This is a genomic window from Aeromonas sp. JL9, assembly GCF_024436075.1.
GTDB classification, from domain to species: domain Bacteria; phylum Pseudomonadota; class Gammaproteobacteria; order Enterobacterales; family Aeromonadaceae; genus Aeromonas; species Aeromonas veronii.
Genome location: NZ_JANFNV010000016.1, coordinates 1 through 26,369, shown reverse-complemented (window position 1 = coordinate 26,369; position 26,369 = coordinate 1). Strand labels below are relative to the sequence as shown.

Below are 26,369 nucleotides of genomic sequence, written 5' to 3'. Positions count from 1 at the left end.
CAAAAAATGGCGTTTAAAACAGAGACAAAGCCATTGCCACACAAACGAGAACGATTCTGTGTACGTCAGTGCTGGGTCAAATCTAGATTGCCTGCAAGTTCAGTGACTATTGAGAAATGGCACTTTCGTCTAATGCGGAAAGGGTTGACGACAGAGCATCACGAGTAGGAGTAGGGTTTGGAAAACAGACACACTTGTAGTCATTAAGAGAGAATCTCTCCGATGTGCTGTCTCGTGGGGATTGCAAGAAGAATGCGGAGAATTACTGGCCCTGTTTCAGGGCCAGTAATTGAGCTTTTCTTACTGCTTGTAGCCCTTGAGGAAGCGGGCGAGGCGGCCGATGGCATCTTCCAGCTCCTCTTCGCGGGGCAGGAACACCAGCCGGAAGTGATCCGGTGCCGGCCAGTTGAAGCCGGTGCCCTGTACCAGCAGCAGCTTTTCCTGTTGCAGCAGGTCGAACACCATCTTCTGATCGTCGCGTATGTCATACACCTTGGGGTCGAGGCGCGGGAACATGTAGAGCGCCCCCTTGGGTTTGACGCAGGAGACCCCGGGGATCTCGTTCAAGAGCTCCCACGCCTTGTCCCGCTGCTTGCGCAGGCGGCCGCCCGGCAGGATCAGCTCGTTGATGCTCTGGTAGCCGCCAAGCGCAGTTTGTATGGCGTGCTGCATCGGCACGTTGGCGCACAGTCGCATGGAGGCCAGCATCTCCAGCCCTTCAATGTAACCGCGGGCACGGCCTTTTGGACCGGTGATGACCATCCAGCCCTGACGGAAGCCGCAGGCACGGTAGGCCTTGGAGAGGCCGTTGAAGGTCACCACCATCACATCGTCGCACAGGGTGCAGACGCTGGTGTGGGAGATATCGTCGTAGAGGATCTTGTCGTAGATCTCGTCGGCGAAGATGATGAGATTGTGCTGGCGGGCGATTTCTATCACCTCCAGCAGGAACTCGCTGCCGTAAACGGCACCGGTCGGGTTGTTGGGGTTGATCAGCACCAGGCCTCGGGTGCGCGGGGTGATGCGGGCGCGGATGTCGTCGAGATCAGGGTACCAGTCAGCCCCTTCGTCGCAGCGATAGTGCACCGCATGGCCACCGGAGAGAGTGACGGCGGCGGTCCAGAGTGGATAGTCGGGGGAGGGTACCAGCATCTCGTCGCCGTTGTTGAGCAGCGCCTGCATCGCCATCACGATCAGCTCGCTGGCGCCATTGCCGATGTAGATGTCGTCGATATCGACCTTGCGCATCCCTTTTTGCTGGTAGTACTGCATCACCGCTTTACGGGCAGAGAAGAGCCCCTTGGAGTCGCAGTAGCCCTGGCTCAGCGGCATGTTGAGGATCACATCCTTGATGATCTCTTCCGGCGCATCAAAGCCGAACGGGGCCGGGTTGCCGATGTTGAGCTTGAGAATGCGGTGGCCTTCGTCTTCGAGACGGCGAGCCTCTTTATGCACCGGGCCGCGGATGTCATAGCAGACATCGTCGAGCTTGTGCGACTTGTCGATTGTGAACATGGTGAGTGTGATTCCTTCCCCACAGGGACGCGTTGGCGAAAAAGGCGATTTTTAGTATCAAATTTCTTTTCCCCTATTCTTCACAGAATTGAATGCTAGAACAATCCTCTTTTTAGAAGAATTCCCTGATTTTTAGCCCTAAAACAGGGTTACTAGAACGTTAAATTCAGCACGATCTTTGGCGCTAACCAAGGTTAACTAGTGAAACATGGGGAACGAATTAACAAAGCTGCCTGACTGTGTTGCAATATCCGGATCCTGTGGCACGATTGGCTTGTGTAAAAAATCGTCTTCGTCCCCCTTTTCGATGAGTTGAATGGCACTCATGGTGTCATCTTTATGTGGTTCGCTCATCGGTGTTCACTTCTGCGAGGTTATCCCATGCAAGCACCCGTTCCAGGTCGCTATCGCCACTTCAAGGGGGGTTACTATCAAGTGCTTGCCCTGGCTCTGCATACCGAAACCCAGGAGCAGCTGGTAATTTATCAATCCGAGCAGGATGGTCAGGTCTATGCCCGACCCGTCGCCATGTTTATGGAGTGGATTGAGCATCAGGGGCAGGTTGTCAGCCGTTTTGCCCCTGCAGGAGACTGACCACGCCTCCGTTTATATCGTTCAAGGGATGAGCACTCGAGCTAAACGGTGTCACAAGTTGTCGCATGACGCCCTTGGGTATGAGATGTGCAGCCAGCTGTCTTAATGATAAATCCCTTATCTAATCAACTAATTGTGACGAATGTCACATTGAGTGAGCCCCGCCTGCAGGGTTCGCAATCTGGACTCACACTCCCATAATGCTGCGCTTGTTCAAGCATGGGCCCTTCTCGGGTCTTGTTCGGTGTTATCTCAAATGGGAGAAATAATGTGAAACCTGTTGCTGCTGAGTTTATGGGCACTTTCTGGCTGGTATTGGGCGGGTGCGGCAGTGCCGTGCTGGCTGCAGCCTTCCCTCACGTCGGGATTGGTCTGCTGGGGGTCTCGCTGGCTTTCGGTCTGACCGTGCTGACCATGGCGTTTGCCATCGGTCATATCTCCGGTTGCCACCTCAATCCGGCCGTGACCGTCGGTCTGTGGGCGGGTGGTCGTTTTCCGGCATCCGGTGTACTGCCTTATATCGTGGCGCAAGTGTTGGGTGGCATTGCCGCCGCTGCCGTGCTTTACGTAATTGCCAGCGGTCAGGCCGGGTTTGATCTCTCTGCCGGTTTTGCTTCCAACGGCTACGGTGAGCACTCTCCGGGTGGTTATAGCCTGACTGCCGCACTGGTGTGTGAAGTGGTGATGACCGGTTTCTTCCTGTTCGTCATCATGGGCGCCACCGATAGCCGTGCGCCTGCCGGTTTCGCGCCGATCGCCATCGGTCTGTGCCTGACCCTGATCCACCTCGTCAGCATTCCGGTGACCAATACCTCGGTCAACCCGGCCCGCAGTACCGGTGTTGCGCTGTTTGTCGGTGACTGGGCTATCAGCCAGCTGTGGCTGTTCTGGGTTGCCCCGATTGTCGGTGCCATTCTGGGTGCGCTGGCTTATCGCCTGGTGGCGACTGAGCAGAAGTAATCATTTGCGAAACAAAGTGTGGTATCGACACGCCTGCGGGCGTGTTTTTTGTTTCTGGAGGGGCGAGAAAAGAGCATTAACTGAGGCTAACCTCAGAGCCCTTTGGCCTGCAGCATCTCTTTGTAGCGCAGGTGGAGGAGCTGGACGCGCTCCACATAGGCACGGGTTTCCGCATAGGGCGGGATGCCGCCATGTTTTTGTACGGCGCCCGCGCCGGCGTTGTAGGCCGCGGTCGCCAGCGCCACGTTGCCGTCATACTGCTTGAGCAGTCCCGCCAGGTATTTCACCCCGCCGAAGATATTCTGCTCCGCCAGCAAGGCATTGCCGACCCCCAACTCCCGCGCCGTGGCGGGCATCAGCTGGGTCAGCCCCATCGCCCCCTTGCGGGAGACCGCAAGCGGATTGAAAGCGGATTCCGCATGGATCAGCGCCCGGATTAGCGCAGGCTCAACCTGATAGGTTTTGGCAGCCGCCTTGATGGTGCTGGCATAGTCATAGAGAAACAGCCCTGTGGTCTGCCAGTTGACGCTGGATTTGGGGTCGCAGGCGAAGCAGTCGTTGAACAGCAGCAGCTCGTAATGGCCCTCTTCGGGTGCCATATCGGAGTAGCGAACCACCCCGTTCTGTTGCACCGATTTATAGACCTGGATCTGCTTCTTGCCGTTGGTGGCGACTGCCGCTGTTTGAGCGGTGTCGGGTTGTGAGGCGGGAGTGGCATCTTTGCTCGGACGCAAGGGGGAGGGAGCGGCGGTCAGGAAGATCACCTCCGCGGGGGGGGGAGTCTGGCTCCATCCGCTCAGGGGGATCAACAACATATGGCCTGCCAGCATCCATGCTTTCAACCCTAATACTCCTTCTTGTGATGACCATGTTGAGTAAAGCATCATGACGAGGGCAGAACAAGCGGCCAACAGGGGGCAAATGATCCGATTCGGTGACCGGGATCAAAGTATCCGCCGCAATAAAGGATTGTCATCATAAAGCACGGTTTTGGCAGTCAGGCGGTGGGTCATGGCCTCTTCCACCGGGTAAGCAAGCTGCCCATGACGTCCGCTTTTTTGTTGACGAAAGGCATGCTATCGTGCTGGCGTCATGTGGTCGGATTAGCGCACCGTATCTGGCACTAATAACTGATTATCAAAGGATTTGTCTGTGACAAGCAAGCTGGCGATGGAACTCACTTTCGAAGAGTACTGCGACGCCGACCTCTCCCTTATCAGGGACTATTACGAGACGACGTTTTCCCACTATGTGCCGGATCTGGCCGAGCGGATCTTTGTCGTGCGTGATGCTCACTGGCTGGTGGGGGCGGTACGGTTGCGGGACGAGGAGGAGTTTTACCATCTGTGCGGCTTTCGCCTGTTGCCCCACTACCAGTCGCTGGGATTGGGGTCACGGCTGCTGCAGCACGCCTGTCACGGTCTGTTGGACAAACCTGTGGTCTGTCAGGCGCTGCCCTTCGAGAAGCCTTTCTATCTCAAGGCCGGGTTTGCCGATATGCCCCTCAATCAATTGAGCGGGTCGCTTTTCTCCCTCTACGAACGGCAGCAGCAGCAGGGTTATCAGGTGGAGCTGCTGGTACGGGATACCACCCAGCCCCTCCTGAATTGAGCGGTTTAGCGGGGTTTGGTCAGCAGGTGGATCTTGCCCGGTGACATCTCCAGCCCCAGCAGATTCTCCTTCAGCCACGCCTGATCCGAATCCTTGTCGTTGAGTTTGTAGACCGGCTTGGTCTCGAGTCGCTTCTCCATGCTCTGCAGCAGCATGTTGAGCATCAGCCCGAACTTCTTCTCGGCCGCCTCCGGCTCCAGCTTGTACTCCACCAGCTTCATGTTATCGAGAAACAGCGCGCTCTGGCTCTTGTCATAGCGGGGTCTCGCCTCATAGGTCATCTGCAGGCGGGCGTCATATTCGGTATTGTCTGGCAGGGCGATTTTGAGCTTGCCCTTGCCATAGACCCGGGCAGTATCGGGGCGTTGGCGACCGATCTGGACGTCGCTCTGCTCAAGCGTCACATGGGCCTTGATGATGCCCGGCAGCTCCAGCTGTTTGTCGACTTGCACCTGAGATTGCAGGTACTGGTTTATCTGTTGCTCATTGATGTCATATGAGCCTTGGCCTAGCATGGCCAAGCTGAGCAGCATAGATTGCAGGATCATGCGTGCGACCTGATAGAATGGATTTGCCTTACAGCATACCATCCCGGCCGGTTGGGGTCTGCCCACCGTGCTGTTTGTCGATTAGAAGGAGTCCCCGTTGTTTAACGGTTTGGAACACGATCTTCAACTGCTGTTTTCCCGTTTTCTGGGTTGGCTGCTACTGCTTTTTCATACCGTGATTGTCACCGGTGTGTCGTTTCGGGTGGTGATGAAACGCCGTCCCATCGGGGTGTCGCTGGCCTGGCTGGCGCTGATCTATGCCATTCCGTTTGCCGGGGTGGGTTTCTATGTGCTGTTTGGTGAAATAAAGCTGGGGCGCCGTCGTGCTGAGCGCGCCCAGGCCATGTATCGCCCTTACGCCATCTGGATCCGCCAACTGGCCCGTCTGTTCCCGCAGCACTGCTGCGAAGTGGGCGCCAAGGCACAGCCGCTGCACGATCTCATCCAGGGACGGCTCGCCATGCCGATGCTCTCTGGCAACCGCATGACCTTGCTCAACAAGCCGGACTGGATCTTGCGCGAGATTGCCCAGGATATCCGTCGCTCGACGCTCTCCTGCTATCTGGAATTCTATATCTGGCATCCGGGCGGCGATGCCGACGAGGTGTGCGAGGCGCTGATTGAAGTGGCGCAACGCGGCGTGGATTGTCGCTTGCTGCTCGATTCGGTGGGCAGCAAGCAGTTCTTCCGCTCCCACTGGCCCAAAAAGCTGCGCAAGGCGGGGGTCAAGCTGGTGGAGGTGCTGCCGGTCGGCGCCTGGCGCATTCTGTTCCAGCGTCAGGATCTGCGGATGCACCGCAAGCTGGTGGTGATCGATGACAGGGTGGGTTACACCGGCTCCATGAACATGGTGGATCCCCGTTTCTTCAAGCAGGATGCAGGGGTTGGCCAGTGGGTCGACATCATGATCCGGGTGCAGGGGCCCATGGTGCCGCTGATGTGGTCGATCTTCGTCTGGGACTGGGAGATGGAGACCGGCGAGCGGCTGCTCGACAGTTTGCAGCATGAGCCGGAGGCCTGGCCCCAGACCAACTACCGTGCCCAGCTGATCCCGTCCGGCCCCTTCGTCGGCGGCGACTGCATCCAGCAGAGCCTGCTGCTGGCCATCTATCAGGCACGCAGCCATCTGGTGCTGACGACCCCTTACTTTGTACCCGACGATCCGCTGGCGGCCGCACTCAGTTCGGCAGCGGCGCGCGGGGTGCAGGTGCAGCTGGTGTTGCCGGCACGCAACGACTCCATCATGGCCAATTACGCCTGCAACGCCTTTATGGAGGAGCTGCTGGCGGCCGGGGTGGAGATCTACCGCTACGATGCCGGTCTGCTCCATACCAAGAGCGTGCTGGTGGATGATGACTTCGCGCTGGTGGGGACGGTCAATCTGGATCGGCGCAGCCTCTGGCTAAATTTCGAGGTGACCCTGTTGGTGGATAACCCCTCGTTCGTGGCCCAGATGACCCGGCTGGTACAGGGCTATATGGCGGAAGCCACCCCGATGACCCTGGCCCAATGGCAGGCCCGCCCCTGGTACAAGAAGGCGATGGAGAACATCTTCTATCTCTTCAGCCCCTTGCTGTGATGTTGTGGCGAGCCGCAAGAAAGGGGACTCGCCATCTGATTGGACTTGCCTAGCCCCGAGTCCGCCCCGTAGAGTGCAGTGACAACTCCCTGGAGACACATGGATATATGAAAAAGATAGTGGCCCTCGCCGTGGGTGCGGCACTGGTAGGTGGTGGTCTGGCTGCGTGCTGGTACACGGGCAACAGCTTCGACAACATCATGGCGGAGCAGATCGCCAAGGTGGAGAAAGAGAGCGGGCTCGACATGCAGTGGCAGCCGGGTAGCAGCAACCTCTTCACCCGTGACGGGATCCTGAAGGTCGTGGTGACGCCGGAGGAGCTGGCTGCCATCGACAGCGAGCTGGAGGGCAGTCAGCCCATCGAGTTGCAACTGGTGGTCAAGAGCCAGATCCTGCCGCTCTACATCAAGAGCCACTTCCTGCTCGATACCCATAATGGCACTCTGGCACCGGTCTTTACCGCACTGGGTATGGAGCAGTGGGAACTCGGTCTGGAGTCGGTCACCAGTCTCTGGACCCAGGGTAACAGCAGCCGTTTCTGGGCCAATGAATTCAAGATCAAACAGGGGCTGGATGAGTTCAGCTTCCTGCCCCTGAGCGGTGAGTTCCACGGCAATCTGGAGGGGAATGGTCACCTCACCATGACCTGGCAGGGAATGACGGTCCATGAAGAGCAGAGCAAGATGGACTTGGTGCTGGCCGATCTCAAAGGGAGTGGCGACATTGCCGAGATCAGCGGTGTGCTCCTCTCGCCCCAGAGCGAGATGACCCTCTCGGCCCTCACGGTACAACTGCCTGACAGCGTCAAGGTCGCCCTGCAGGGGATGACTACCGAGACTCAGCTGACCGGTGATGATGCCCAGACCCTCTCCAGCAGCTATCAGATGAAAATTGCCAAGCTGGATCTGGAGAACGAGACCGACACCCTGGCGGTGACCGACAGCAAGTTGGCGCTCAACCTCAACGGTCTGGATCTGGAAGGGTATCAGGGGCTGCAGGCCGCCGGTGGCAAGGGGGTTGAAGATGCCGCCATCCAGCAGGCGCTGGACAAGATGCTCAAACGTGGCGCGACTCTTGAACTGGCCGATCTCAGCGCCAAGCTCAACGGTGAGGCGGTGACCATGAAGGGGGACGTGAAGCTGGCCTCCACCTCGCTGGAGCAGCTGTTCAACAGCGACGCGGGAATGCAGGCCCTCTCCGGCGTGCTGCATGCCAGCCTCAGCGACAAGCTGGGCAAGGTGGTGCCGCAACTGGCCCCCATGCTCGATCAGCTGACCCTGATGGGTTATCTGAAGGCCGACAAGCAAGCGCTGACCTCCGAACTGAAGCTGGAGAAGGGCGCGGTGACGGTAAACGGTCTGCCGCTCTGACACTCGGCACAGAAACAACAACGGCTCCCGCGGGAGCCGTTGTTGTTTCTGGTGTTTGCATACGTGCCGTGTGGGCGGATTACTTGAAGACTACGGTCTTGTTGCCGTAGACGAACACCCGCTCGTTCAGTACCAGCTCCAGCGCGCGGCTCAGCACCGATTTCTCCACATCCCGGCCCGCCTTGGCCATGTCGTCAGCACTGAAGGCGTGACCGACGTGGATCACGTCCTGCTCGACGATGGGGCCTTCATCCAGATCGTCGGTCACGAAGTGGGCGGTGGCGCCGATCAGCTTGACGCCGCGATCAAACGCCTGTCGGTAGGGGCGGGCACCGATGAAGGCGGGCAGGAAGGAGTGGTGGATGTTGAGGATCTTGCGCGGATAGGCCTCGACGAAGCTCGGGGTCAGCACCCGCATGTACTTGGCCAGGATCACATAGTCAGGCTCATAGCTGTCGATGATGGTGCGAACCTGCTCTTCATGTTCGGTCCGGCTCAGATCCTCGTGACTGACGGTGTGGAACGGAATATCGAACTTGCCGGTGAGTTCGGCCAGGGTATCGTAGTTGCCGATCACCGCGACGATATCCATATCCAGCGCGCCCGCGTAGTTCTTCATCAGAATATCGCCGAGGCAGTGGGTCTCTTTGGTCACCAGGATGACGATGCGCTTCTTGCCCGCCTTGACCAGACGGCGTTGGGCACCGGTGGGCAGGGCATCATCGAGGTCGGCCAGCAGGGTCTCGTCGTTGAAGCGCCCCTCCAGCTCGGTACGCATGAAGAAGCGGCCATTCTCGTGATCCACAAACTCATCGTTCTTGATGATGTTGAGCTGGTGCTTGTAGCAGATGTTGGTGATCTTGGCGATGAGCCCTTTGGCATCCGGGCAATCCGTGAGCAGTATTTTCTTTTCCATCTCTGTCATTTTCCGTTTGTGGTGTTGGCGCTGCTGTCTGCGCCGGCAGCGTTGTTCAGGCTCTCTTTTCGGGCCCTGTTTTTTTGTTTCGGGAACTATGCCATAAACCGATCCGAGCCATAAAGAAATTCGCCAGTCATGGCCTCTCGTGCTGGCGAGCGGGCCGCAGAGCGGGATCCCGGGCGCAATGTTGAAACGCTTTTCAGCCTGCGGGGGATTTTGGCTGGTATCTGCAACCGTTTTTCTTTAGGCTGTCTGCGCTTATTCTCAGGGCGGGGTGCAATTCCCCACCGGCGGTATCCCGATTGACTCGGGGAGCCCGCGAGCGCCCGACTTGGCTGATTGCCGGGTCGGGGTCAGCAGATCCGGTGAGATGCCGGAGCCGACGGTCATAGTCCGGATGAAAGAGGATAAGACAGACCTTGCCGTGTTGGCCCTTGTGGGCTGGCCGCAGCATGCCCGTCTCTGTCTGCCTTTCCATGCCCTGATTCTGGTCCTTGTCTTGTTTAGGAGTTTTACCATGAATCAGTCTCTACTCAGTGAATTCGGTGATCCCGTTGCCCGTGTCGAAGCGGCCCTGTCTGCCTTGCGTGCCGGAGGCGGCGTGCTGGTGGCCGATGATGAAGATCGGGAGAACGAGGGCGACCTCATTTTCGCCGCCGAATCCATGACCAATGAACAGATGGCGCTGATGATCCGCGAGTGCTCCGGCATCGTCTGTCTCTGCCTGCCCGATGAGCGGGTTCGCCAGCTGGAACTGCCAATGATGGTGGAGGCCAACTCCAGCCACTACCAGACCGCTTTTACCGTGACCATCGAAGCGGCGCAGGGTGTCACGACCGGTGTCTCGGCGGCTGATCGCATCACCACCATCCGTGCAGCTATCGCTGATGGCGCCAAACCGGGCGATCTGCACCGCCCGGGTCATGTTTTCCCGTTGCGTGCGCGAACCGGTGGGGTGCTTACCCGCCGTGGTCATACCGAAGCCACGGTCGATCTGATGCAGCTGGCTGGCCTCAAACCATTTGGAGTGTTGTGTGAATTGACCAAAGAAGATGGCTCGATGGCGCGTCTGCCAGACCTTGTTGCGTTCGGTCGCAAGCACCGTATGCCAGTGCTGACCATCGAGGATCTGGTGCAATATCGTCAATTGTTGTCAGAACGTACAGCCTGAGCCTCATACGAAATTGTAATAAGGCAAAAATTTGGTTAACCTTTGTCCGTGCCCCCACCACACGGCACTCATTTTTTAGACGAATCTGGACAAAAACTGTTCATTCAAAAAAAAATGAGGGTTTTAATGCATTTATCTGTGGTGGGGACTATGCAAAGTAGGATTTTTTTGTGCCATAATCACGCCGCTTGCTAAACGTCTGGCGAGTTCAAGGGAGCTTTAAAAATGAAAAAATTGTTGTTGGTAGGTGTTGTTGGTCTGTCCGCTCTGCTGGGCGGTTGTGCAAACACCAGCGAACTGGAAACTTCCGTTCAGAATCTGTCTAACAAAGTTGACCAACTGGCTCAAGATGTTAGCGCAGTTCGTGCTGATCAGTCCAAAATCGCTGCTGATGTTGCCGAAGCCAAGCAAGAAGCTATGCGTGCTAACCAGCGCATCGACAACATGGCTACTTCCTACAAGAAGTAATCCATGCGAAAAAATGGCGCAGTTTTGCGCCATTTTTTTTTGCCTGAAATTCACCGTTTCTCCACTATTCCCACAGCACCTTATTCCCACAGTACCTTCTTCGTACTTGACCCATGAGGTCATGCCGGTCTCCCGGCACTCCCCCATCATTACCAGCCAGTCAGTATCTGATCAGTAGAGCAGACTATAGAGTTTGCGACGGTAGCTCTGCGCTGCCGGTGTGCTGCCCATGGTCGCCAGAATATCGAGATAGGTCTTTCTGGCATCGCCGAATGCCAAATCCCGTTTGAGGATCGCCAGCAGCAGTCCCAACGCCTCTTCCTGACGACCAGCCTGGTTGTATTGCACCGCCAGCTCCTGAGTCAGGGCAAAATCATCAGGCTGTTCTGCGTGGCGGGCTTCCAGCGCGCGCAGCTCCGGGCTGTCTGCCGCTTGCAGGGCCAGCGCCAGCCGCGAGCTCAGGGTATGGAAGTGACCATCCTGCGCCACCATCGGGATGGTGCCGAGGCGTTCCTGCGCTTCATCCAGCAGGTTGAGGTCGAGCGCAGCTTGAATGAGCCACAGGCTGATGTCGTGACGTTCAGGAGCCAGCTGGTGTGCCTTGGTCAGATGGGCATAGGCGATGCTGGGCTGCTCGTCAGCCAGTGCTTGTTGCCCCTTGGCCAGCAACTCTTCCTCTTCTTTGGGGGCGAAGGCGGCGAAATACTGGCGCAGGGTGGCTTCATCCTGCGGCCCTTCGATGATCCCCTGTTCGTCAGGGCGACCCTGATGGAATAGCACCAGTGCTGGCAGGGCGCGCAGGCCGAGCTGGCTGGCCAGCGGTTGCAGCTGGGGATCGTTCATATCCACCTTGGCCAGGGTGACCTGCTCATTGGCGGGCCCAACCAGTGATTCGATCAGCGGTGTCATCCCCTGACACTCCGGCATCTGCGGAGCATGGAAATAGATGACGACCGGCTTCTTCATGGACGCATCGATAAGTTCAGCGTGAAAATTCTGGGGAGTAATGTCGACGATCATGAGTTGGACTCTTCAGAAAGGGTGTTGAGTAACATGGGGTTAAGCGAGTGGCAATTCAAGCGCTCATCCAGCCGGTAAAAGCTCACGGGGGCTGCCGTCGCCGCGAGACTGAGCCAGCCGCTGGCAAAGGGCCAATCCTGTACCTGATAAGCAGTGTCATCGAGCCGGTTGTCGAGTCGCCATCCTTCCTCCGGGAGAAACCGCACCTTCTCCAGTCCCGCCGCAATGCCGCCACCGTGGGCTTTCAGTACCGCCTCCTTGCGCGACCAGAGCCGGTAGAAGGCACTCTCCTGCTCTTGGGCAGGCAGTGCGCAGAGCCACTCATATTCACTCGGTGCATAAAACCGGCGGGCCAGGGGGAGGGGGTGATGCCGCCGTTTGCCCAGTTCGATATCCACCCCAAGCGGCCCCTGTGGGCAGAGCGCCAGCACCAGCCAGCTGCCACTGTGGCTCAGATTGAACTGCCAAGCATCATCATGCAGTCGGGGCTTGCCGTGGGGGCCGTTGCAAAATTGCAGACTGGCGGCAGGTTGTTGCAGCCGCTCAGCCAATAGCTGGCGTAGCAGGGCGCGGCTCACCAGATATTCCTGACGCCGTTCAGGATGGGTCATGGCTTGCCAGATATGTTGCTCATCGGTTGACAGCCATTCAGGCAATTGAGCAAGCAGTTCCTGGCATACCCTGGCCGGTTTTAACAAAAAAAGATCGGTTTCGATCATGATTTTTCACTTTAAAAAGGTACTGAAGCAGGGATAAAAGCCAGTTATCTATGAGGCCCAAGGCTCTTTTTGCGATTGTATATTGTTTGGGCATGATCACATTAATTATGAAAAATCGTGCATTTCCTTGCAAAAATGTGAGCTTGATAGGGATTTTCACTTGCCTCGATAGAATTCTTGGATATAGTCGGGTGCTGTTGCCTTATAAATTGCCCTTTGGGGCCGTATTTTAACAAGATTTACTATTTAGCGGGGATAAAGGATTGCGCCACCTGATGCTACTGCTGGTCGCGCTCGGAATGGTGGGTTGTGCCTCGGCACCCCAACCCGAGGTCGCGAGCAAGATCGAAGTTTCCATGGTTGAACCTGTCATCGAACCGGAAGCTTCCCAGACACCCGATGTGAATGAAATCCTGACTGTATATAAAGAGTGGCGTGGTGTTCCGTACCGGATGGGTGGCAGCAGCCAGCGCGGTATCGACTGTTCCGCCTTTGCCCGTGAAGTGTTCCGCAATGCCGTCGGTATCGAATTGCCCCGCGATACCCGCTCCCAAGTCCACGAAGGGACGCGCGTTTCCAAGCAGGATCTGGTCGAGGGTGACCTGGTCTTCTTCAAAATCAATCGTCGTCTCAACCACGTTGGCATCTATGTCGGCAATGGTGAATTCATCCACGCCTCGACTCGAGCCGGTGTGACGCGTTCCAAGTTGGATAGCCAATATTGGCGCAACAAGTTCTGGCAAGCTCGCCGGATCGATATCTGAGTCAGGCTGGACAAACGGCTCGTAGTACGGACTGTTTTTCCAACCTCACTTGAACCGGGCTCGATAGCCCGGTTTTTTATTGCCGTCGTTTAGACTTTCCCGAGTCAAATCACTATAGTGTGGGCCCGTTTTCTTCGGCAGGCTCAGCATGAAACCCCGCATCTCATCAGCCGGTGGCCCCAAGTCGGGCGACCGCAAATCCGGACTTCACTCCCGTAATCGCCATCAGGCGGGTTACGACTTTGAGGCGCTCTGCCTGCGAACTCCCGAGTTGGCTGCCCACGTATTTATCAATGACTACGGCACCCGCACCATAGATTTTGCCAATCCCGATGCAGTGAAGACCCTCAATCGCGCCCTGCTGGCCCATCACTACGGGATTGCCCACTGGGACTTGCCTGCCGGTTACCTCTGCCCGCCTATCCCGGGACGGGTGGACTACCTGCACTGGGCGGCCGACCTGCTGGCCGAGAGCGCAGGCCAGCTCCCTACCGGCAAGGGGGTGAGAGTGCTGGATATCGGGGTAGGGGCAAATTGCATCTATCCGCTGCTGGGTGCCCGCGAATATGGCTGGCGTTTTGTGGGATCGGATATCGATCCGGTCTCGGTCAAGGCGGCCACCTTGCTGGCCAAGAGCAACGGACTCGGCAACCAGATTGAGTGTCGTTTGCAGGGTAACCCCAACCATGTGTTTCGCGGCATCATAGGGCCAAAGGAGCGCTTCGCTCTGACGCTGTGCAATCCGCCGTTCCATGCGTCGCTGGAGGAGGCAAGCAAGGGGACGGAGCGCAAGCTGCGCAATCTGGGCAAGGAGGTGACAGGCGCTCCTGTGCTCAACTTCGGCGGCCAGAAGGCCGAGCTCTGGTGCGAAGGGGGCGAGGCGGCGTTTCTGGCCAACATGATTGCCCAGAGCAAGGAGTTTGCCACTCAGTGTCTCTGGTTCAGCTCGCTGGTGTCGAAAAAAGAGAATCTGCCGGGGGCGAAAAAGGCGTTGAGCCGTGTGGGAGCCCGTCAGGTTCGGGTGATCGACATGTCGCAGGGCAACAAGGTGAGCCGGATCCTCGCCTGGTCCTTCCTGGATGAAGAGGGATTGCGTCGCGGCTGGTCGAGCGCGCGCTGAGTCCCCACCACAAGGCCCGATGAGGGCCTTTTTTCATGATGAGTCCCGCGAATTTCCCCTGCTGGCGGCATCTTTGGCAATCGATTTCCTCATTGGCAGATCGTGCTGGTTTACATGGTCTAAGTAGTTACTTCCGCCTTGGTACAGGTGTACGCCGAGATTTTTTTGCACTTACAGCTGAAACTTTAATAAAATAGGACTGGTTAGACCTCTTTACAGGCATTGAATCAAATAGGGATCGGTAGATGAAAGTTGTCGATTTTCTGAAGCGCAAGCGCGAAATTCTGGCGCAGCACCCCTTTGAGCTCAAGGATTGGCTCTCTCCGGCGATCCGCGACTACTGGCGTGAGTTTCAGCAAAAGGCACATCTTCACCCTTTGCTGGGGCGTGTGCTGGACTTGCAAGCCGAGTCCCAGAGCGAGCAGCAACAGGATGCTGCAACCGTGGCACAAGTAGCCAACGGTCAGCCTGCCGTGGCTCAGGAACCCGCTGTTGAGCTGGGGGCCGAGGCGGCCGAGCTCTATGCCGCCCTGCAGGCTCGCATTGGTGAAGAGACCCATGTCGGCGAGTGGCTGCACGTCAGCCAGCAGATGATCGATCAGTTTGCTGCAGTGACCGGGGATCACCAGTGGATCCACACCGATCCGGAGCGTGCGGCCGCCGAGTCGCCTTTCAAGACCACCATCGCCCACGGATTCCTGACCCTGGCGCTGCTGCCGCAGTTGACCGGCTCGGTCGATGAGGCCACCCCCGAGTTCCCGACCGCCCGCATGGTGGTGAACTTCGGGCTGGATCAGGTACGTTTCCCGTACCCCATCAAGGTGGACAGCAATATCCGCGCCCGCACCAAGCTGGCCCGGGTCACCCCCATCAAGGGTGGACTGGAGTTGCTCAAAGAGATCAAGGTCGAGATCGAAGGGATCCGCCGCCCGGGTTGCGTCATCGAGTCGGTGACCCGCATCTACTTCTGAGCCCCCTCATCGGCATGAATGGTGAAACGGGCCCGCTGTCGTGTGCAACGAACAGCGGGCCCGTTTTTTTGCCTGTTTGTTGCAAGGGGTGAGGCGTCAGCCATAGCGCGCCGACCCCAGCTTGATATGACTCACAAAACGGTGCGCCGTGCAGTTAGCCAGCTCTCATTATGGCGAGTTGGCCGCGTGAGGCGATAGCATGTTATGCCACTATTGGCTTCTTACTCCCGATCCTGGAGACAATAGTGCCCATCAATAACAAGATTATTCTGCCACTGCTGCTGAGCCTCGCCATCCTGCTGATCCCGACCCATTGGATCCCGCTGGAGGGGATCACCGTCATCGAGCAGCGGGTCGTGGCCATTTTCGTGCTGGCCGCCCTCTGCTGGATCCTGGAGCCCATCCCTATCTTTGCTACCTCGGTGCTGATCATCGTGCTGGAGCTGCTGCTGCTCTCCGACAAGGGGCTCTGGTTCATGACTGCCGACAAGGCTGAACCGGGGTTTGGTGAGCTGCTCAAGTCCACCGAGGTGATGGCGACCTTTGCCTCACCGGTTATCATGCTGTTTCTCGGCGGTTTTTTCCTCGCCATTGCGGCGACCAAGTACCGTCTGGACGTCAATCTGGCGCGGGTGTTGCTGCGCCCGTTCGGTCAGGATCCCCGGATCGTCATGCTGGGGCTGATGTTGATCACCGCCACCTTCTCCATGTTTATGAGCAATACCGCCACCACCGCCATGATGCTGGCCATCCTTACCCCGGTGCTGGCGGCGTTCCCCGACAAGGACCCGGCCAAAATCGGCTTTGTGCTGGCCATTCCGCTGGCGGCCAACCTCGGCGGGATCGGCACTCCCATCGGCACTCCGCCCAACGCAGTGGCCCTCAAATACCTGACCGGCGAGCATGCCATCTCGTTCGGTCAGTGGATGGGATTTGCGGTGCCCTTTGTGGTATTGCTGTTGCTGCTTGGCTGGTTTCTGCTGGGGCGCTTCTTCCCGAGCACCCTCAAGCGGATGGATCTCAAGATTGAGGGGCGCTTTATGCAGACCCCCCGCGCCTGGGTGGTCTACCTCACCTTTATCACCACCATAGTGCTCTGGCTGCTGGGGGATCTGCATGGCATGAGTTCCTACGTGGTCGCCATGATCCCGGTGGCAGTGTTCCTGACCACCGGCATCATCACCAAGGACGATCTGCACAAGATCTCCCTTGATGTGCTCTGGCTGGTCTCGGGCGGTATCGCGCTGGGGCTGGCGCTGGAGGACTCCGGGTTGGCCGAGCGGCTCATCACCCACATTCCGTTCCACGAATACTCCACGCTGGCGGTGCTGATTGGTGCCTGTCTGCTGGCGGTGGTGATGGCCAACTTCATGTCCAACACCGCAACCGCCAATCTGTTGCTGCCACTGGTGGCGGCACTGGCGGTCAGCATGCCGGAGCTGGCCGAGTGGGGCGGCAGTCACACCCTGATCCTGGCGGTTACCATTTCGGTTTCGCTTGGGATGTCGCTGCCCATCAGTACCCCGCCCAATGCGCTGGCCCACGCCACCGGTCTGGTGGATAGTCACCAGATGGTGCGCATCGGCGTCATCATGGGGTTGGTCGGCACCCTGTTGGCGATGGTATGGATCTACCAGATTGCCGCCTGGGGATTGATCTGAGCGTGACGGGGAGCCATCACTATCCGTGGAGAGGTGTCCGTTTGCCGAGCCAATAGAGGGAAGAACTCGTCGAGCGCCTAACCGTGCATTGGTCATGCTCTAATTCCCCAATGTGAAAAAATCCGAAGCCGGTTGAAATGGCTTCGGATTTTTATTTGTGCATCTCGGCTGACAGAAATGCTGTTCTAAGTCGAAGTGCAATCAGGCGTAATCCTGATTGATGGCATGTAAGACCATTCCCCGGTCATCTGGGGGGGCGTGAGTTAATGCGGCCCGATCACCCGATCATAGGATTTCAAGGTCGGTGAGCGGCACGGCGCAGCAGGCAAGGATCTTGCCCTCTGCCCGCTCGGCGGCGGTGATGGCGGGGGCATCCGGGTGATCTACCTCGCCCGAGATCAGCGTCTGTTTGCAACTGCCGCAGATCCCGGCGCGGCAGCTCCAGGGCAGCTCTACGCCTTGCTTGTTGGCCTGATCCAGCACAGTGCCCTGATTGTTGCCGGTAAAGGCTTGGGCGCCGATACGCAGTTGTACCGCCTGATGGGGGCGGGCCACCGAGAGAATGGCGCCGCCAAAACTCTCCTGTTTGATCCGTGCGGCCGGAACGTCGAGGGCCGCAACTTTGGCGGCAGCATCGGCCATAAAACCGTGGGGGCCGCAGATAAAGACCTCTTTTTCGGCCAACCCTTTGACCAGTCGCAGATGCTCATCATTGAGTCGCCCTTGCAGCCCCTGCCAGTGATTGTCCGGCTGGCTCAGGATAATGGTGAGGGTCATCCCCTGCTGCGCCATGGCGTACAGTTCGCTGGCGGCGGGAATGTCCGCTTCACTGCGGCACAGGTGCATAAAGTGAACCTCTTCCAGCTCCCCGCGTAGCGCCAGGGTGCGGGCTATCGCCAGCATGGGGGTGACGCCGGAGCCTGCGGAGAGCAACAGGAGGTTGCGCTCGCGGCCCAGGTGAAAATCGCCAGCGGGGTTGGCGGCCAGCAGCCGATCACCCACCTGCAACTGCTGGTGCAGCCAGTGGGAGATGCGGCCACCCTCCACCTTTTTGACGCTGATGCTGTAACGCTCCGGTTGATCCGGCGTAGAGCTCAGGGTATAGCGCCGCAGGATCCGTTCATTTTTGATATCGACACTGATGGGCAGATGCTGGCCCGGCAGGTAGTCGGGCAGGGGCTCGCCATCGGCGGCTTCGAACCAGAAGGTCTCCAGATCCCGCGCCAGCGGTTCGCGGGCCACGCAGACCAGCTCCCGCTTCTTCGGCGCGGCGGCGGGATAGACCACCGGACGGGTGCGCTCCAGCACCTCGATCTCGCTGCCTGCCTCAATCCATCCCTCGTTCAGCGCCACCAGATTCTGGCCGAAGTAGACCTCGCCATCCTCGCCACGGCGGTAGCGGGTGAGGGTCGCCAGCGGCTCTTTCAGGGCGTTGAAACGATCGGTGCCCGCTTCCACCGTGGTCATGATGCAGCGGCTGCAGGGCTTGACCACCTTGAATTCCACTTCGCCGATGCGGATACGCACCCAGCTGTCCTCCTCGAAGGGCTGGGTATTGCTTGCCACCAGATTGGTACGGAACTGGCTCATCTGGTGCAGCGCATCGGAGCGCAGATTGAGATCCTCAAGGGAAGCCTGGCTTATCAGCAGCAGCGGATAACCGTCGGCAAAGCTGACCCGGGTGCCGGTCTTCTCGCGAAAGCGATCAGAGGTTTCACCCAACCAGAGCAGCTGCACCGTTTCCCCTGCCACCCGGCTTAGCCATCCATCGGCTTTGGGGTCGGTGTGCAGGGCGGTGAAGCGGTCGCTCCAGACTCCGGTAGCTTGCGGGGCGCGGCTGAAGTCGGCCTCTTGCAGGGTGAGCGGTTCAAAGCCCGGATAGCGCAGTTGCAAGCCACCTTCGATGGGGGTAGCCACGACCTGTTGCAGTTGGGGATGGGTTCGGGCGGTGATAAAGGTGCCGTCCGGTTTGACCACCATGTAGCGGCGATCCCCTGCCAGTCCCTCTTCGGTTACCCGGGCGCGAGCCAGCGGCATACCTGCAGTCGATTTGATGGGGTAGAGGTGAATGCTGTCTAGCCTGGGCATCTTCATATCCTTGTGACGCGGCGCGATCGCCTGGAAAAAGGGGAACATAACGGTTCCCCGGCGATCCGGCAATCCTTTCAAGGGGGCGGTCTATAGTTGGGAAAACAGAACAAGAGGGCATCGGGATGAAAATAAGCTGGTTGCTGGCGGGGAGCCTTTTTTGCCACGGGCTCTGGGCACAGGAGCTGACCCTGACCACGGGAGAGTATCCCCCTTACTGCTCCGAGACGCTCAAATATCAGGGGCTGATCCCCCATGTGGTGAGCGAGGCATTCAAGAGTGAAGGGGTGAGCGTCAAGTTCCAGTTTCTGCCCTGGAAGCGAGCCTTTCGCTTGTCGGAGGAGGGGGTGGTGGATGGCACTGTCCACTGGTATGAGTCGAGCGAGCGGCGCAAAACCCATCTCTACAGCGATCCCATCCTGAGCGAAACCTACGTCTGGTTCTATCTCAAGTCCGATCCGCTGGAATGGCGCAGCTATCAGGATCTGGCGGATCGCAAGCTGGCTGCGGTCAGTGGCTATACCTACAATGCAGATTTTTTTGCAGCCATCGCGCAGGTGCCGCTGCAGGTGCAGTTCGTCACCCGACTGCGCCAGAGCTTCGATCTGCTGCTCTCCGGCCGCGCCGACCTGACCCTGGAGAACATAGATGTCGGCTACTACTCCCTGCGTCAGTTCTACCCGGCCAGCACGGTCGATCTCTTTGCAACTCATTCAAAACCCGTGATGAAAGTTGAAGGTCACCTGTTGATCAGCCGCAAGCGCGCCAACGCTGACGAGCTGATCAAAACCTTCAATCGGGGGCTCGCCAAACTGAAAGCCAGCGGTCAGCTGGAGAAGATGTTACTTGAGTCACGTTCTGGTCTCTATGAACCATAAAGTGCAACATTTTTTGATCCTGATTCGCTAATCAGTACAAAAAAGCGGCCATTATCGACTCAGTTCCCAGTTTCTAACGCTTTCGCTTCTTCCCCATCCGGCCACCGTCCGCCTCGGCTACACGGTATCAAGCGCCATCGGGTGGGGCCTGTCACACAAAAAGAAGAAAGCAATGTATGAGCAAACAACTGGACATGACCCCATTGCCGGATCTCTCCCTGAAAACGGGAACAGGCCCGGTGCGTACCCGGCTACCCGTCTGGCGGCCGGCCCTGCCACCCTGCAATCACGCCTGCCCGGCCGGAGAAAATATCCAGGCCTGGCTCTCTTTAGCGCAGGCCGGCCGTTTTGAGGCGGCCTGGCAGACCCTGATCGCAGAGAACCCCTTGCCCGCCATTCATGGTCGGGTCTGCTATCACCCCTGCGAGAGCGCCTGCAACCGCGGTCAGGTGGATGAATCCGTCTCCATCCGCGCCATCGAGCGCTTCCTCGGCGACGAGGCGCTGGCCCGTGGTTGGCAGCCTGCGCCACCTGCCCCTGCCAGCGGCAAGAAGGTGCTGGTCATTGGCGCTGGCCCCTCCGGTCTCTCCTGCGCCTGGCACCTCAACCGGCTCGGCCATCAGGTGGAGATCCGCGAAGCGGGGCCGCTTGCTGGCGGCATGCTGCGTTTCGGTATTCCCGCTTACCGTCTGCCCCGCGATGTGCTGGATCGGGAGGTAGCCCGTATCGTGGCGGCTGGAGTGACCCTGACCCTCAACCACAAGGTGGAGGATGTGCTGCGCGAGCGCGACGAGGGGGGCTTTGACGCCGTCTTTATGGCCATCGGCGCCCATCTGGCCAAGCGGGTCGATATTCCGGCCCGGGAAGCGGGCAAGATCCTCGATGCGGTGAGTTTCCTCGAACAGGCTAGCCTGGCCGAAGAACAGGGCTTGCCGCCCCCTAAACTGGGACGGCGGGTAGCGATTTATGGGGGTGGCAATACCGCCATGGATGCGGCCCGTACCGCCCGCCGTTTGGGCGTTGAAGAGGCAATGATCATCTACCGTCGTGACCGGGATCATATGCCTGCCCACGCCTTTGAAGCCGATGAGGCCGAGGAGGAGGGTATCAAGATCAACTGGCTGCGCAGCATCCGCCAGCTCGACAACACCAATATCGAGGTGGAGGTGATGGCGCTGGATGCCGAGGGCAAGCCGGTGCCCACCGGCAAGTTTGAAACCCTTGAAGCGGACTCCCTTATTCTGGCGCTCGGTCAGGAGGTCGATCTCTCGGTGCTGGAGAGCATTCCCGGCGTGCGGGTCAACAAGGAGGGAGTGGTGCAGGTAGCGGGTAACCTGATGACGGATGTGCCGGGTCTGTTTGCCGGCGGCGACATGGTGCCATCCGAGCGCACCGTCACCATCGCCACCGGCCATGGCAAGAAGGCGGCGCGCCATATGGATGCCTGGCTGCGCGGTCGCCACTACCACAAACCGCTCTCCTACCCGCTGGTGGGGCCGGAGCAGTTGCAACTCTGGTTCCAGACCCACGCGCCCGCCAGCAGTCAGCCGGTCAAACCGGCATGGGCGCGAGATGACTTTGGCGAGATCATCGGCGGGCTGGATGAGGTGGCCGCCCGTTACGAGGCGGCGCGCTGTTACTCCTGCGGCAACTGCTTCGAGTGTGACGGCTGCTATGGCAGCTGCCCCGAGCAGGCCATCGCCAAGCTGGGGCCGGGCAAGGGGTATCAGGTGGATGCCGAGCGCTGCACCGGCTGCGGTGCCTGTCATGACCAGTGCCCTTGTCACGCCATCGAGCTGCGCCAACCGGAGGAGTCCCAATGAAACATGAACTGATCATGGTCGACGGCAACGAAGCCGCGGCCCGGGTGGCGTACCAGCTGAGTGAAGTGTGTGCCATCTATCCCATCACCCCGAGCTCGACCATGGCCGAACTGGCCGATGCCTGGGCGGCGGAGGGACAGACCAACCTCTGGGGCAACATCCCCACCGTGGTAGAGATGCAGAGTGAAGGGGGGGCTGCCGGCACGGTACACGGCGCCCTGCAGGCGGGGGCGCTCGCCACCACCTTCACCGCCAGTCAGGGGCTGATGCTGATGCTGCCCAACATGTACAAGATCGCCGGTGAATTGACCTCGGCGGTGTTCCATGTGGCGGCCCGTTCGCTCGCGGCGCAGGGGCTGTCGATTTTTGGCGACCATCAGGATGTGATGGCGGCGCGCAGCACCGGCTTTGCCATGCTTGCCTCCGGCTCGGTGCAGGAGGCGCAGGACTTGGCCTTGGTTGCCCACAGCGTCACCCTGCAGTGCCGGGTGCCCTTTATCCACTTCTTCGACGGCTTTCGCACCTCCCACGAGGTGAACAAGATCACCGCCCTGCATCGGGATGAAATTCGCGCCCTTATCGACAACGACTGGGTGCGCGCTCACCGTGCGCGGGCGCTGAACCCGGATCATCCGGTGATGCGCGGCACCGCCCAGAACCCGGATACCTATTTCCAGTCCCGCGAGAGCGTCAACCCCTTCTACGAAGCGGTACCGGCGCGGGTGCAGCAGTGCATGGACAATCTCGGCGAGCTGACTGGCCGCCACTATCGGCTGGTGGAGTATCACGGCGCGCCTGATGCCACCGACGTCATCGTGCTGATGGGCTCGGGGGCGGCTACCGCCCGCACCACCGTGGATTGGCTCAACCAACAGGATCGCAAGACAGGGGTCTTGGTTGTGCGCCTCTATCGCCCCTTCCCGGTACAGGCGCTGCTGGATGCGTTGCCCGAGAGCGTGCGGCGCATGGCGGTGCTGGATCGTACCAAGGAGCCGGGGGCGGGCGGCGAGCCGTTGCTGCTGGATGTGCAGAGCGCCCTGATCGATGGCTTGCAGCGCGGCCTTATCAAGCGGCTACCCTGGCTCAGCGGCGGTCGCTATGGCCTCTCTTCCAAAGAGTTCACCCCCGCCATGTGCGCGGCGGTGTTTGAGGAGCTGGCCTCCGATGCGCCGCGCCCACGCTTTACCGTGGGGATAGTGGACGATGTGTCGGGCCTCAGTCTGGCCTGGCACCCCATCGGCGATCTGGAGCCCGCCAGTCGGGTACGGGCGCTCTTCTTCGGCCTCGGTGCCGACGGCACAGTCGGCGCCAACAAGAACAGCATCAAGATCATCGGCGAGCTGGAGGGGTTCCACGCCCAGGGCTACTTCGTCTACGACTCCAAGAAGTCGGGCTCGCGCACCGTCTCCCACCTGCGCTTTGGCCCCGAGCCCATCGACGCCCCCTGGCTTATCGAGCAGGCGAGCTTTATCGGTTGCCACCAGTGGGGTTTTGTCGAATCGGTGGATCTGCTGGAGCACGCCGCCGAAGGGGCGACCCTGCTGCTCAATGCTCCCTATGAGCCTGACCAGGTCTGGGCCGAGCTGCCCGAGCGGCTGCGCGCCCGCATCCGCGCCCTCGATATCCGTCTCTACTGCATCGATGGGGATCGGGTGGCCGAGCGCAACGGCATGGGCAATCGCATCAACACCATCATGCAGACCTGTTTCTTCGCGCTGGCTGGCATCTTGCCGCGGGATGAGGCGATTGCGCTGATCAAGGAGAGCATCGAGAAGAGCTATGCCCGCAAGGGGCCCGAGGTGGTGGCGCGCAACTTCGCCGCGGTGGACGATACCCTTGCTCACTTGAGCAAGGTGGCGATCCCGGCCGGTGAGGAGCAGATCAGCGACTATCCGCTGCCATTGGCTCCCGGCGGCAGCGAGTTTGTCCAGCGGGTCACTGGCGAGATGCTGGCGGGGCGCGGCGATCTGATCCCCGTCTCCATGCTGCCGGTGGATGGCACTTACCCCACCGCCACCAGCCGCTTCGAGAAGCGGGATATCGCCCGCGAGATCCCGATCTGGCATTCGGATATCTGCATCCAGTGCGGCAACTGCGTCTTTGTCTGCCCCCACGCGGCGCTGCGGGCCAAGTTCTACCATCAGGACTGGCTGGCAACCGCCCCCGAGGCAGCGCAGTCGGTGCCCGTCACCGCCAAGGGCTTCCCCGACAGCCGCTACACCTTGCAGCTCTATCCGGAGGATTGTACCGGCTGCGGCCAGTGCGTGCAGGCCTGTCCGGTGCGGGCCGGGGCGGATGAGGAGCATGAGGGTGAGCGCGCTATCGCCATGATGGACAAGGCGCCCCATCTGGCTGGCCAGAAACAGGCGCTGCGCTGGTTCGAGAGCCTGCCCTGGCCTGCCCGCGAGCGGGTGGATTTCTCCACGGTGCGCGGTGCCCAGTTCCTCGAACCCCTGTTCGAGTTCTCCGGCGCCTGCGCTGGCTGTGGCGAGACCCCGTATCTCAAGCTGCTGACCCAGCTGTTTGGCGATCGCATGCTGGTGGCCAACGCCACCGGTTGCTCCTCCATCTACGGCGGCAATCTGCCGACTACCCCGTGGGCCAAGAACGGCGAAGGGAAGGGGCCTGCCTGGTCGAACTCCCTGTTCGAGGACAACGCCGAGTTTGGCTTTGGTTTTCGTCTCACCGCCGATCAGCATCACGGGCAGGCGGTGGCGGCCCTCGAAGCGATGAAGGGGGAACTGGGTGAGGCATTGGTCGAGTCGCTTATCAACGCTCCGCAGCGGCTGGAGTCGGAGATCCGTGCCCAGCGTACCCGGGTCGCGCAAGTGCGGGAGCGGCTGGAAGAGGTGAAATCCGGCAAGGCACGCGAGCTGCTGTCGCTTATCGATCAGCTGGTGCGCCGTTCGGTCTGGATCATCGGCGGCGATGGCTGGGCTTATGACATCGGCTCATCGGGGCTCGACCATGTGCTCGCCTCCGGGCGCGATGTGAACGTGCTGGTGATGGATACCGAGGTCTACTCCAACACCGGCGGCCAGATGTCGAAATCGACCCCGCTCGGCGCCGTCGCCAAGTTCGCGGCGGGAGGCAAGACGCTGGCGAAGAAGGATGTAGCGTTGCAGGCCATCTCCTACGGCAACGTCTATGTTGCCCGTATCGCCTTCGGGGCCAACCCGCAGCAGGCGCTGCAGGCTTTGCGTGAGGCTGAGGCCTATCCGGGCCCGTCGCTGATCATCGCCTACAGCCACTGTATCGCCCACGGCATCGATATGGAGTTTGGCCTGACCCAGCAAAAACGGGCCGTGGCTTCCGGTCACTGGCCGCTGATGCGCTACAACCCGGTATTGCGCAGATCGGGGCAGAACCCCTTTAGTCTCGACAGCCTGCGCCCCTCCATTCCCCTTGCTGAATATCGGCAGGAGGAGACCCGTTATCGGGTGCTGGCCCAGAGCCATCCGGAGGAGGCCGAACGGCTGATGCAGGTGGCGCAAAAAGTGGCGTGGCAGAAGTGGGCCACCTACGAGGAGATGGCCACCCGCGAAGCCAGCCATTTCCATCCGCCGGTGTGAGAATGGGTGAGTGAAATATAACCAAGCGGGCCATTGGCCCGCTTTTTACATAGGAAGGATATGTAGTTTCAAAGGTTATAGATTTTAACTAGGTGACTACAAAACAGCATTATCTTTAATAATTTCATTGTCATTTCTGAGTATGGCATAGTTATGCTCTTGATATATTTTGTTAATGTCGGCAGGATATATGATAATCATATTTAGATATCGAGATTGGAAGTTTAAATGGACAGTAAAGGATTTCATTTTGAATATGCAGCATCGGAGGTTGTATCTGATGAGTATATTGGGCTGTTAGATAAGGAAGAATATAATTCAGCTATCTGCCATGTTAGCAAGTTGATCAACGCAGCGTTCCTACTGTTTATGGGAGATCACTTCTCTTCGAGTGTATTTCTATCCATCACAGTATTCGAAGAAATAGCGAAAATAAAATCAGGCCACATGAGGTCTTGGGGAGAGCAAGAAAAGCCTTTGGTTAAACGCAATAAAGATCCACTTTTTAATCATGGTAAGAAGCACAAGATTGCTATTGACCCGATCTATCTTATTGGCAAGCGGATTTCGAAAAGCATAGGCGATGAACGCGCCAAGGAATTTTTTGAAAAATATGAAACTGGAGAGTACTCAAAGCTTCGTGAGAAAAGTTTATACTTTTCCCGTAGTAAAGAAGGGTTACATATTCCATCTGAGGAAATAGGTCTTACTTTATCGGCAGAACATCTTCTGATCGCCATGGAAATATTTCACGATGAGTTTTTTGGAATGACAGATAAAGCTTCGGAAGTTTGTGACACTATAAATATTTTATATGCTGAAGTAGAGAGTAGATTGAAAAGTAGCTGACCAATAATGTCTACGACTTTCTCCTAAGATCAGCAGTGGGCAAGGCAAGTGACGTTAGAAAAAATGATTTCAGAACAATGATGAAATACCACCTGTACAGATCTAGTTATCACCTGACACCGGCCTCAAACCGGTGTCTTGTTTACGCTACTTTAGTGCGCACTTCCTT

22 protein-coding genes and 1 riboswitch are annotated in these 26,369 nt (G+C 58.6%); of the genes, 15 read left to right on the top strand and 7 right to left on the bottom strand.

Annotation, left to right across the window (positions count from 1 at the left end):
* Positions 1–300: 300 nt before the first annotated feature.
* Positions 301–1,515, bottom strand: a complete 1,215-nt coding sequence (locus NOM06_RS12875; protein ID WP_005334367.1) for a pyridoxal phosphate-dependent aminotransferase — start codon at positions 1,513–1,515, stop codon at positions 301–303.
* Between the two features lie 381 nt (positions 1,516–1,896).
* Between NOM06_RS12875 and NOM06_RS12870 the strand changes: the two genes are divergently transcribed.
* Positions 1,897–2,109 (top strand): DUF1653 domain-containing protein, encoded by a 213-nt coding sequence (locus NOM06_RS12870; RefSeq protein WP_005334366.1) that lies wholly within the window; start codon positions 1,897–1,899, stop codon positions 2,107–2,109.
* Positions 2,110–2,379: 270 nt separating this feature from the next.
* On the top strand, positions 2,380–3,069 hold the full coding sequence (gene aqpZ / locus NOM06_RS12865; RefSeq protein WP_005361747.1) for an aquaporin Z: 690 nt from the start codon (positions 2,380–2,382) through the stop codon (positions 3,067–3,069).
* Positions 3,070–3,161: 92 nt separating this feature from the next.
* Here aqpZ and NOM06_RS12860 read toward each other — a convergent pair whose 3' ends face one another.
* Complete coding sequence (locus tag NOM06_RS12860; protein WP_370688921.1) at positions 3,162–3,911, bottom strand: lytic transglycosylase domain-containing protein; 750 nt, start codon at positions 3,909–3,911, stop codon at positions 3,162–3,164.
* Between the two features lie 328 nt (positions 3,912–4,239).
* Here NOM06_RS12860 and NOM06_RS12855 point away from each other — a divergent pair, with 328 nt between their 5' ends.
* A complete protein-coding gene (locus NOM06_RS12855; RefSeq protein WP_041980377.1) occupies positions 4,240–4,680 on the top strand; it encodes a GNAT family N-acetyltransferase in 441 nt (146 codons plus the stop codon).
* Positions 4,681–4,685: 5 nt separating this feature from the next.
* Here the strand turns inward: NOM06_RS12855 and NOM06_RS12850 are convergent, their stop codons facing one another.
* On the bottom strand, positions 4,686–5,228 hold the full coding sequence (locus NOM06_RS12850) for a DUF1439 domain-containing protein (RefSeq protein ID WP_255911852.1): 543 nt from the start codon (positions 5,226–5,228) through the stop codon (positions 4,686–4,688).
* A gap of 97 nt (positions 5,229–5,325) precedes the next feature.
* On the opposite strand from NOM06_RS12850, the gene cls reads away from it, so the two are divergent.
* A complete protein-coding gene (gene cls, locus NOM06_RS12845; RefSeq protein ID WP_005361740.1) occupies positions 5,326–6,807 on the top strand; it encodes a cardiolipin synthase in 1,482 nt (493 codons plus the stop codon).
* Between the two features lie 107 nt (positions 6,808–6,914).
* On the top strand, positions 6,915–8,177 hold the full coding sequence (locus NOM06_RS12840; RefSeq protein ID WP_255911851.1) for a DUF945 family protein: 1,263 nt from the start codon (positions 6,915–6,917) through the stop codon (positions 8,175–8,177).
* A 79-nt stretch (positions 8,178–8,256) separates the two neighbouring features.
* Here the strand turns inward: NOM06_RS12840 and purU are convergent, their stop codons facing one another.
* A complete protein-coding gene (gene purU, locus NOM06_RS12835; RefSeq protein WP_042084048.1) occupies positions 8,257–9,093 on the bottom strand; it encodes a formyltetrahydrofolate deformylase in 837 nt (278 codons plus the stop codon).
* Between the two features lie 259 nt (positions 9,094–9,352).
* A riboswitch (FMN riboswitch) is annotated at positions 9,353–9,509 on the top strand.
* 104 nt (positions 9,510–9,613) lie between these two features.
* Between purU and ribB the strand changes: the two genes are divergently transcribed.
* Both ribB and NOM06_RS12825 read left to right on the top strand, forming a co-directional pair.
* Complete coding sequence (ribB, locus tag NOM06_RS12830) at positions 9,614–10,267, top strand: 3,4-dihydroxy-2-butanone-4-phosphate synthase (protein ID WP_193859982.1); 654 nt, start codon at positions 9,614–9,616, stop codon at positions 10,265–10,267.
* A gap of 225 nt (positions 10,268–10,492) precedes the next feature.
* Positions 10,493–10,735: an Lpp/OprI family alanine-zipper lipoprotein gene (locus tag NOM06_RS12825; protein WP_005334342.1), complete on the top strand. Its 243-nt coding sequence runs from the start codon at positions 10,493–10,495 to the stop codon at positions 10,733–10,735.
* 171 nt (positions 10,736–10,906) lie between these two features.
* Here NOM06_RS12825 and NOM06_RS12820 read toward each other — a convergent pair whose 3' ends face one another.
* Positions 10,907–11,755, bottom strand: coding sequence for a tetratricopeptide repeat protein (locus tag NOM06_RS12820; protein ID WP_255911850.1), 849 nt, complete (start codon positions 11,753–11,755; stop codon positions 10,907–10,909).
* Entirely contained in the window at positions 11,752–12,474 is a 723-nt protein-coding gene (locus NOM06_RS12815; RefSeq protein ID WP_255911848.1) for a 4'-phosphopantetheinyl transferase superfamily protein, read from the bottom strand. Before NOM06_RS12815 ends, NOM06_RS12820 begins: the two co-directional genes overlap by 4 nt.
* 275 nt (positions 12,475–12,749) lie before the next feature.
* Here NOM06_RS12815 and NOM06_RS12810 point away from each other — a divergent pair, with 275 nt between their 5' ends.
* From NOM06_RS12810 to NOM06_RS12795, 4 genes are all read left to right on the top strand, one after another.
* Positions 12,750–13,238, top strand: a complete 489-nt coding sequence (locus NOM06_RS12810) for a C40 family peptidase (protein WP_005334331.1) — start codon at positions 12,750–12,752, stop codon at positions 13,236–13,238.
* 148 nt (positions 13,239–13,386) lie between these two features.
* The gene (gene rlmF / locus NOM06_RS12805) at positions 13,387–14,358 is read left to right on the top strand and encodes a 23S rRNA (adenine(1618)-N(6))-methyltransferase RlmF (RefSeq protein ID WP_255911846.1); all 972 of its coding nucleotides are present in this window, start codon (positions 13,387–13,389) and stop codon (positions 14,356–14,358) included.
* 245 nt (positions 14,359–14,603) lie between these two features.
* On the top strand, positions 14,604–15,329 hold the full coding sequence (locus tag NOM06_RS12800; RefSeq protein WP_019445964.1) for a MaoC family dehydratase: 726 nt from the start codon (positions 14,604–14,606) through the stop codon (positions 15,327–15,329).
* Between the two features lie 245 nt (positions 15,330–15,574).
* Complete coding sequence (locus NOM06_RS12795; protein WP_255911844.1) at positions 15,575–16,990, top strand: DASS family sodium-coupled anion symporter; 1,416 nt, start codon at positions 15,575–15,577, stop codon at positions 16,988–16,990.
* A 285-nt stretch (positions 16,991–17,275) separates the two neighbouring features.
* On the opposite strand, the gene NOM06_RS12790 is transcribed toward NOM06_RS12795, so the two are convergent.
* Positions 17,276–19,126, bottom strand: a complete 1,851-nt coding sequence (locus NOM06_RS12790; protein ID WP_255911842.1) for an MOSC N-terminal beta barrel domain-containing protein — start codon at positions 19,124–19,126, stop codon at positions 17,276–17,278.
* Positions 19,127–19,203: 77 nt separating this feature from the next.
* Between NOM06_RS12790 and NOM06_RS12785 the strand changes: the two genes are divergently transcribed.
* From NOM06_RS12785 to NOM06_RS12770, 4 genes are all read left to right on the top strand, one after another.
* The gene (locus tag NOM06_RS12785) at positions 19,204–19,956 is read left to right on the top strand and encodes an ABC transporter substrate-binding protein (RefSeq protein ID WP_120415265.1); all 753 of its coding nucleotides are present in this window, start codon (positions 19,204–19,206) and stop codon (positions 19,954–19,956) included.
* Positions 19,957–20,132: 176 nt separating this feature from the next.
* The gene (locus NOM06_RS12780) at positions 20,133–21,779 is read left to right on the top strand and encodes an NAD(P)-binding protein (protein ID WP_255911839.1); all 1,647 of its coding nucleotides are present in this window, start codon (positions 20,133–20,135) and stop codon (positions 21,777–21,779) included.
* Positions 21,776–25,351, top strand: coding sequence for a pyruvate:ferredoxin (flavodoxin) oxidoreductase (gene nifJ, locus NOM06_RS12775; protein WP_255911837.1), 3,576 nt, complete (start codon positions 21,776–21,778; stop codon positions 25,349–25,351). Before NOM06_RS12780 ends, nifJ begins: the two co-directional genes overlap by 4 nt.
* 228 nt (positions 25,352–25,579) lie before the next feature.
* The gene (locus NOM06_RS12770; RefSeq protein ID WP_255911835.1) at positions 25,580–26,200 is read left to right on the top strand and encodes an AbiV family abortive infection protein; all 621 of its coding nucleotides are present in this window, start codon (positions 25,580–25,582) and stop codon (positions 26,198–26,200) included.
* The last annotated feature ends 169 nt before the right edge of the window (positions 26,201–26,369 follow it).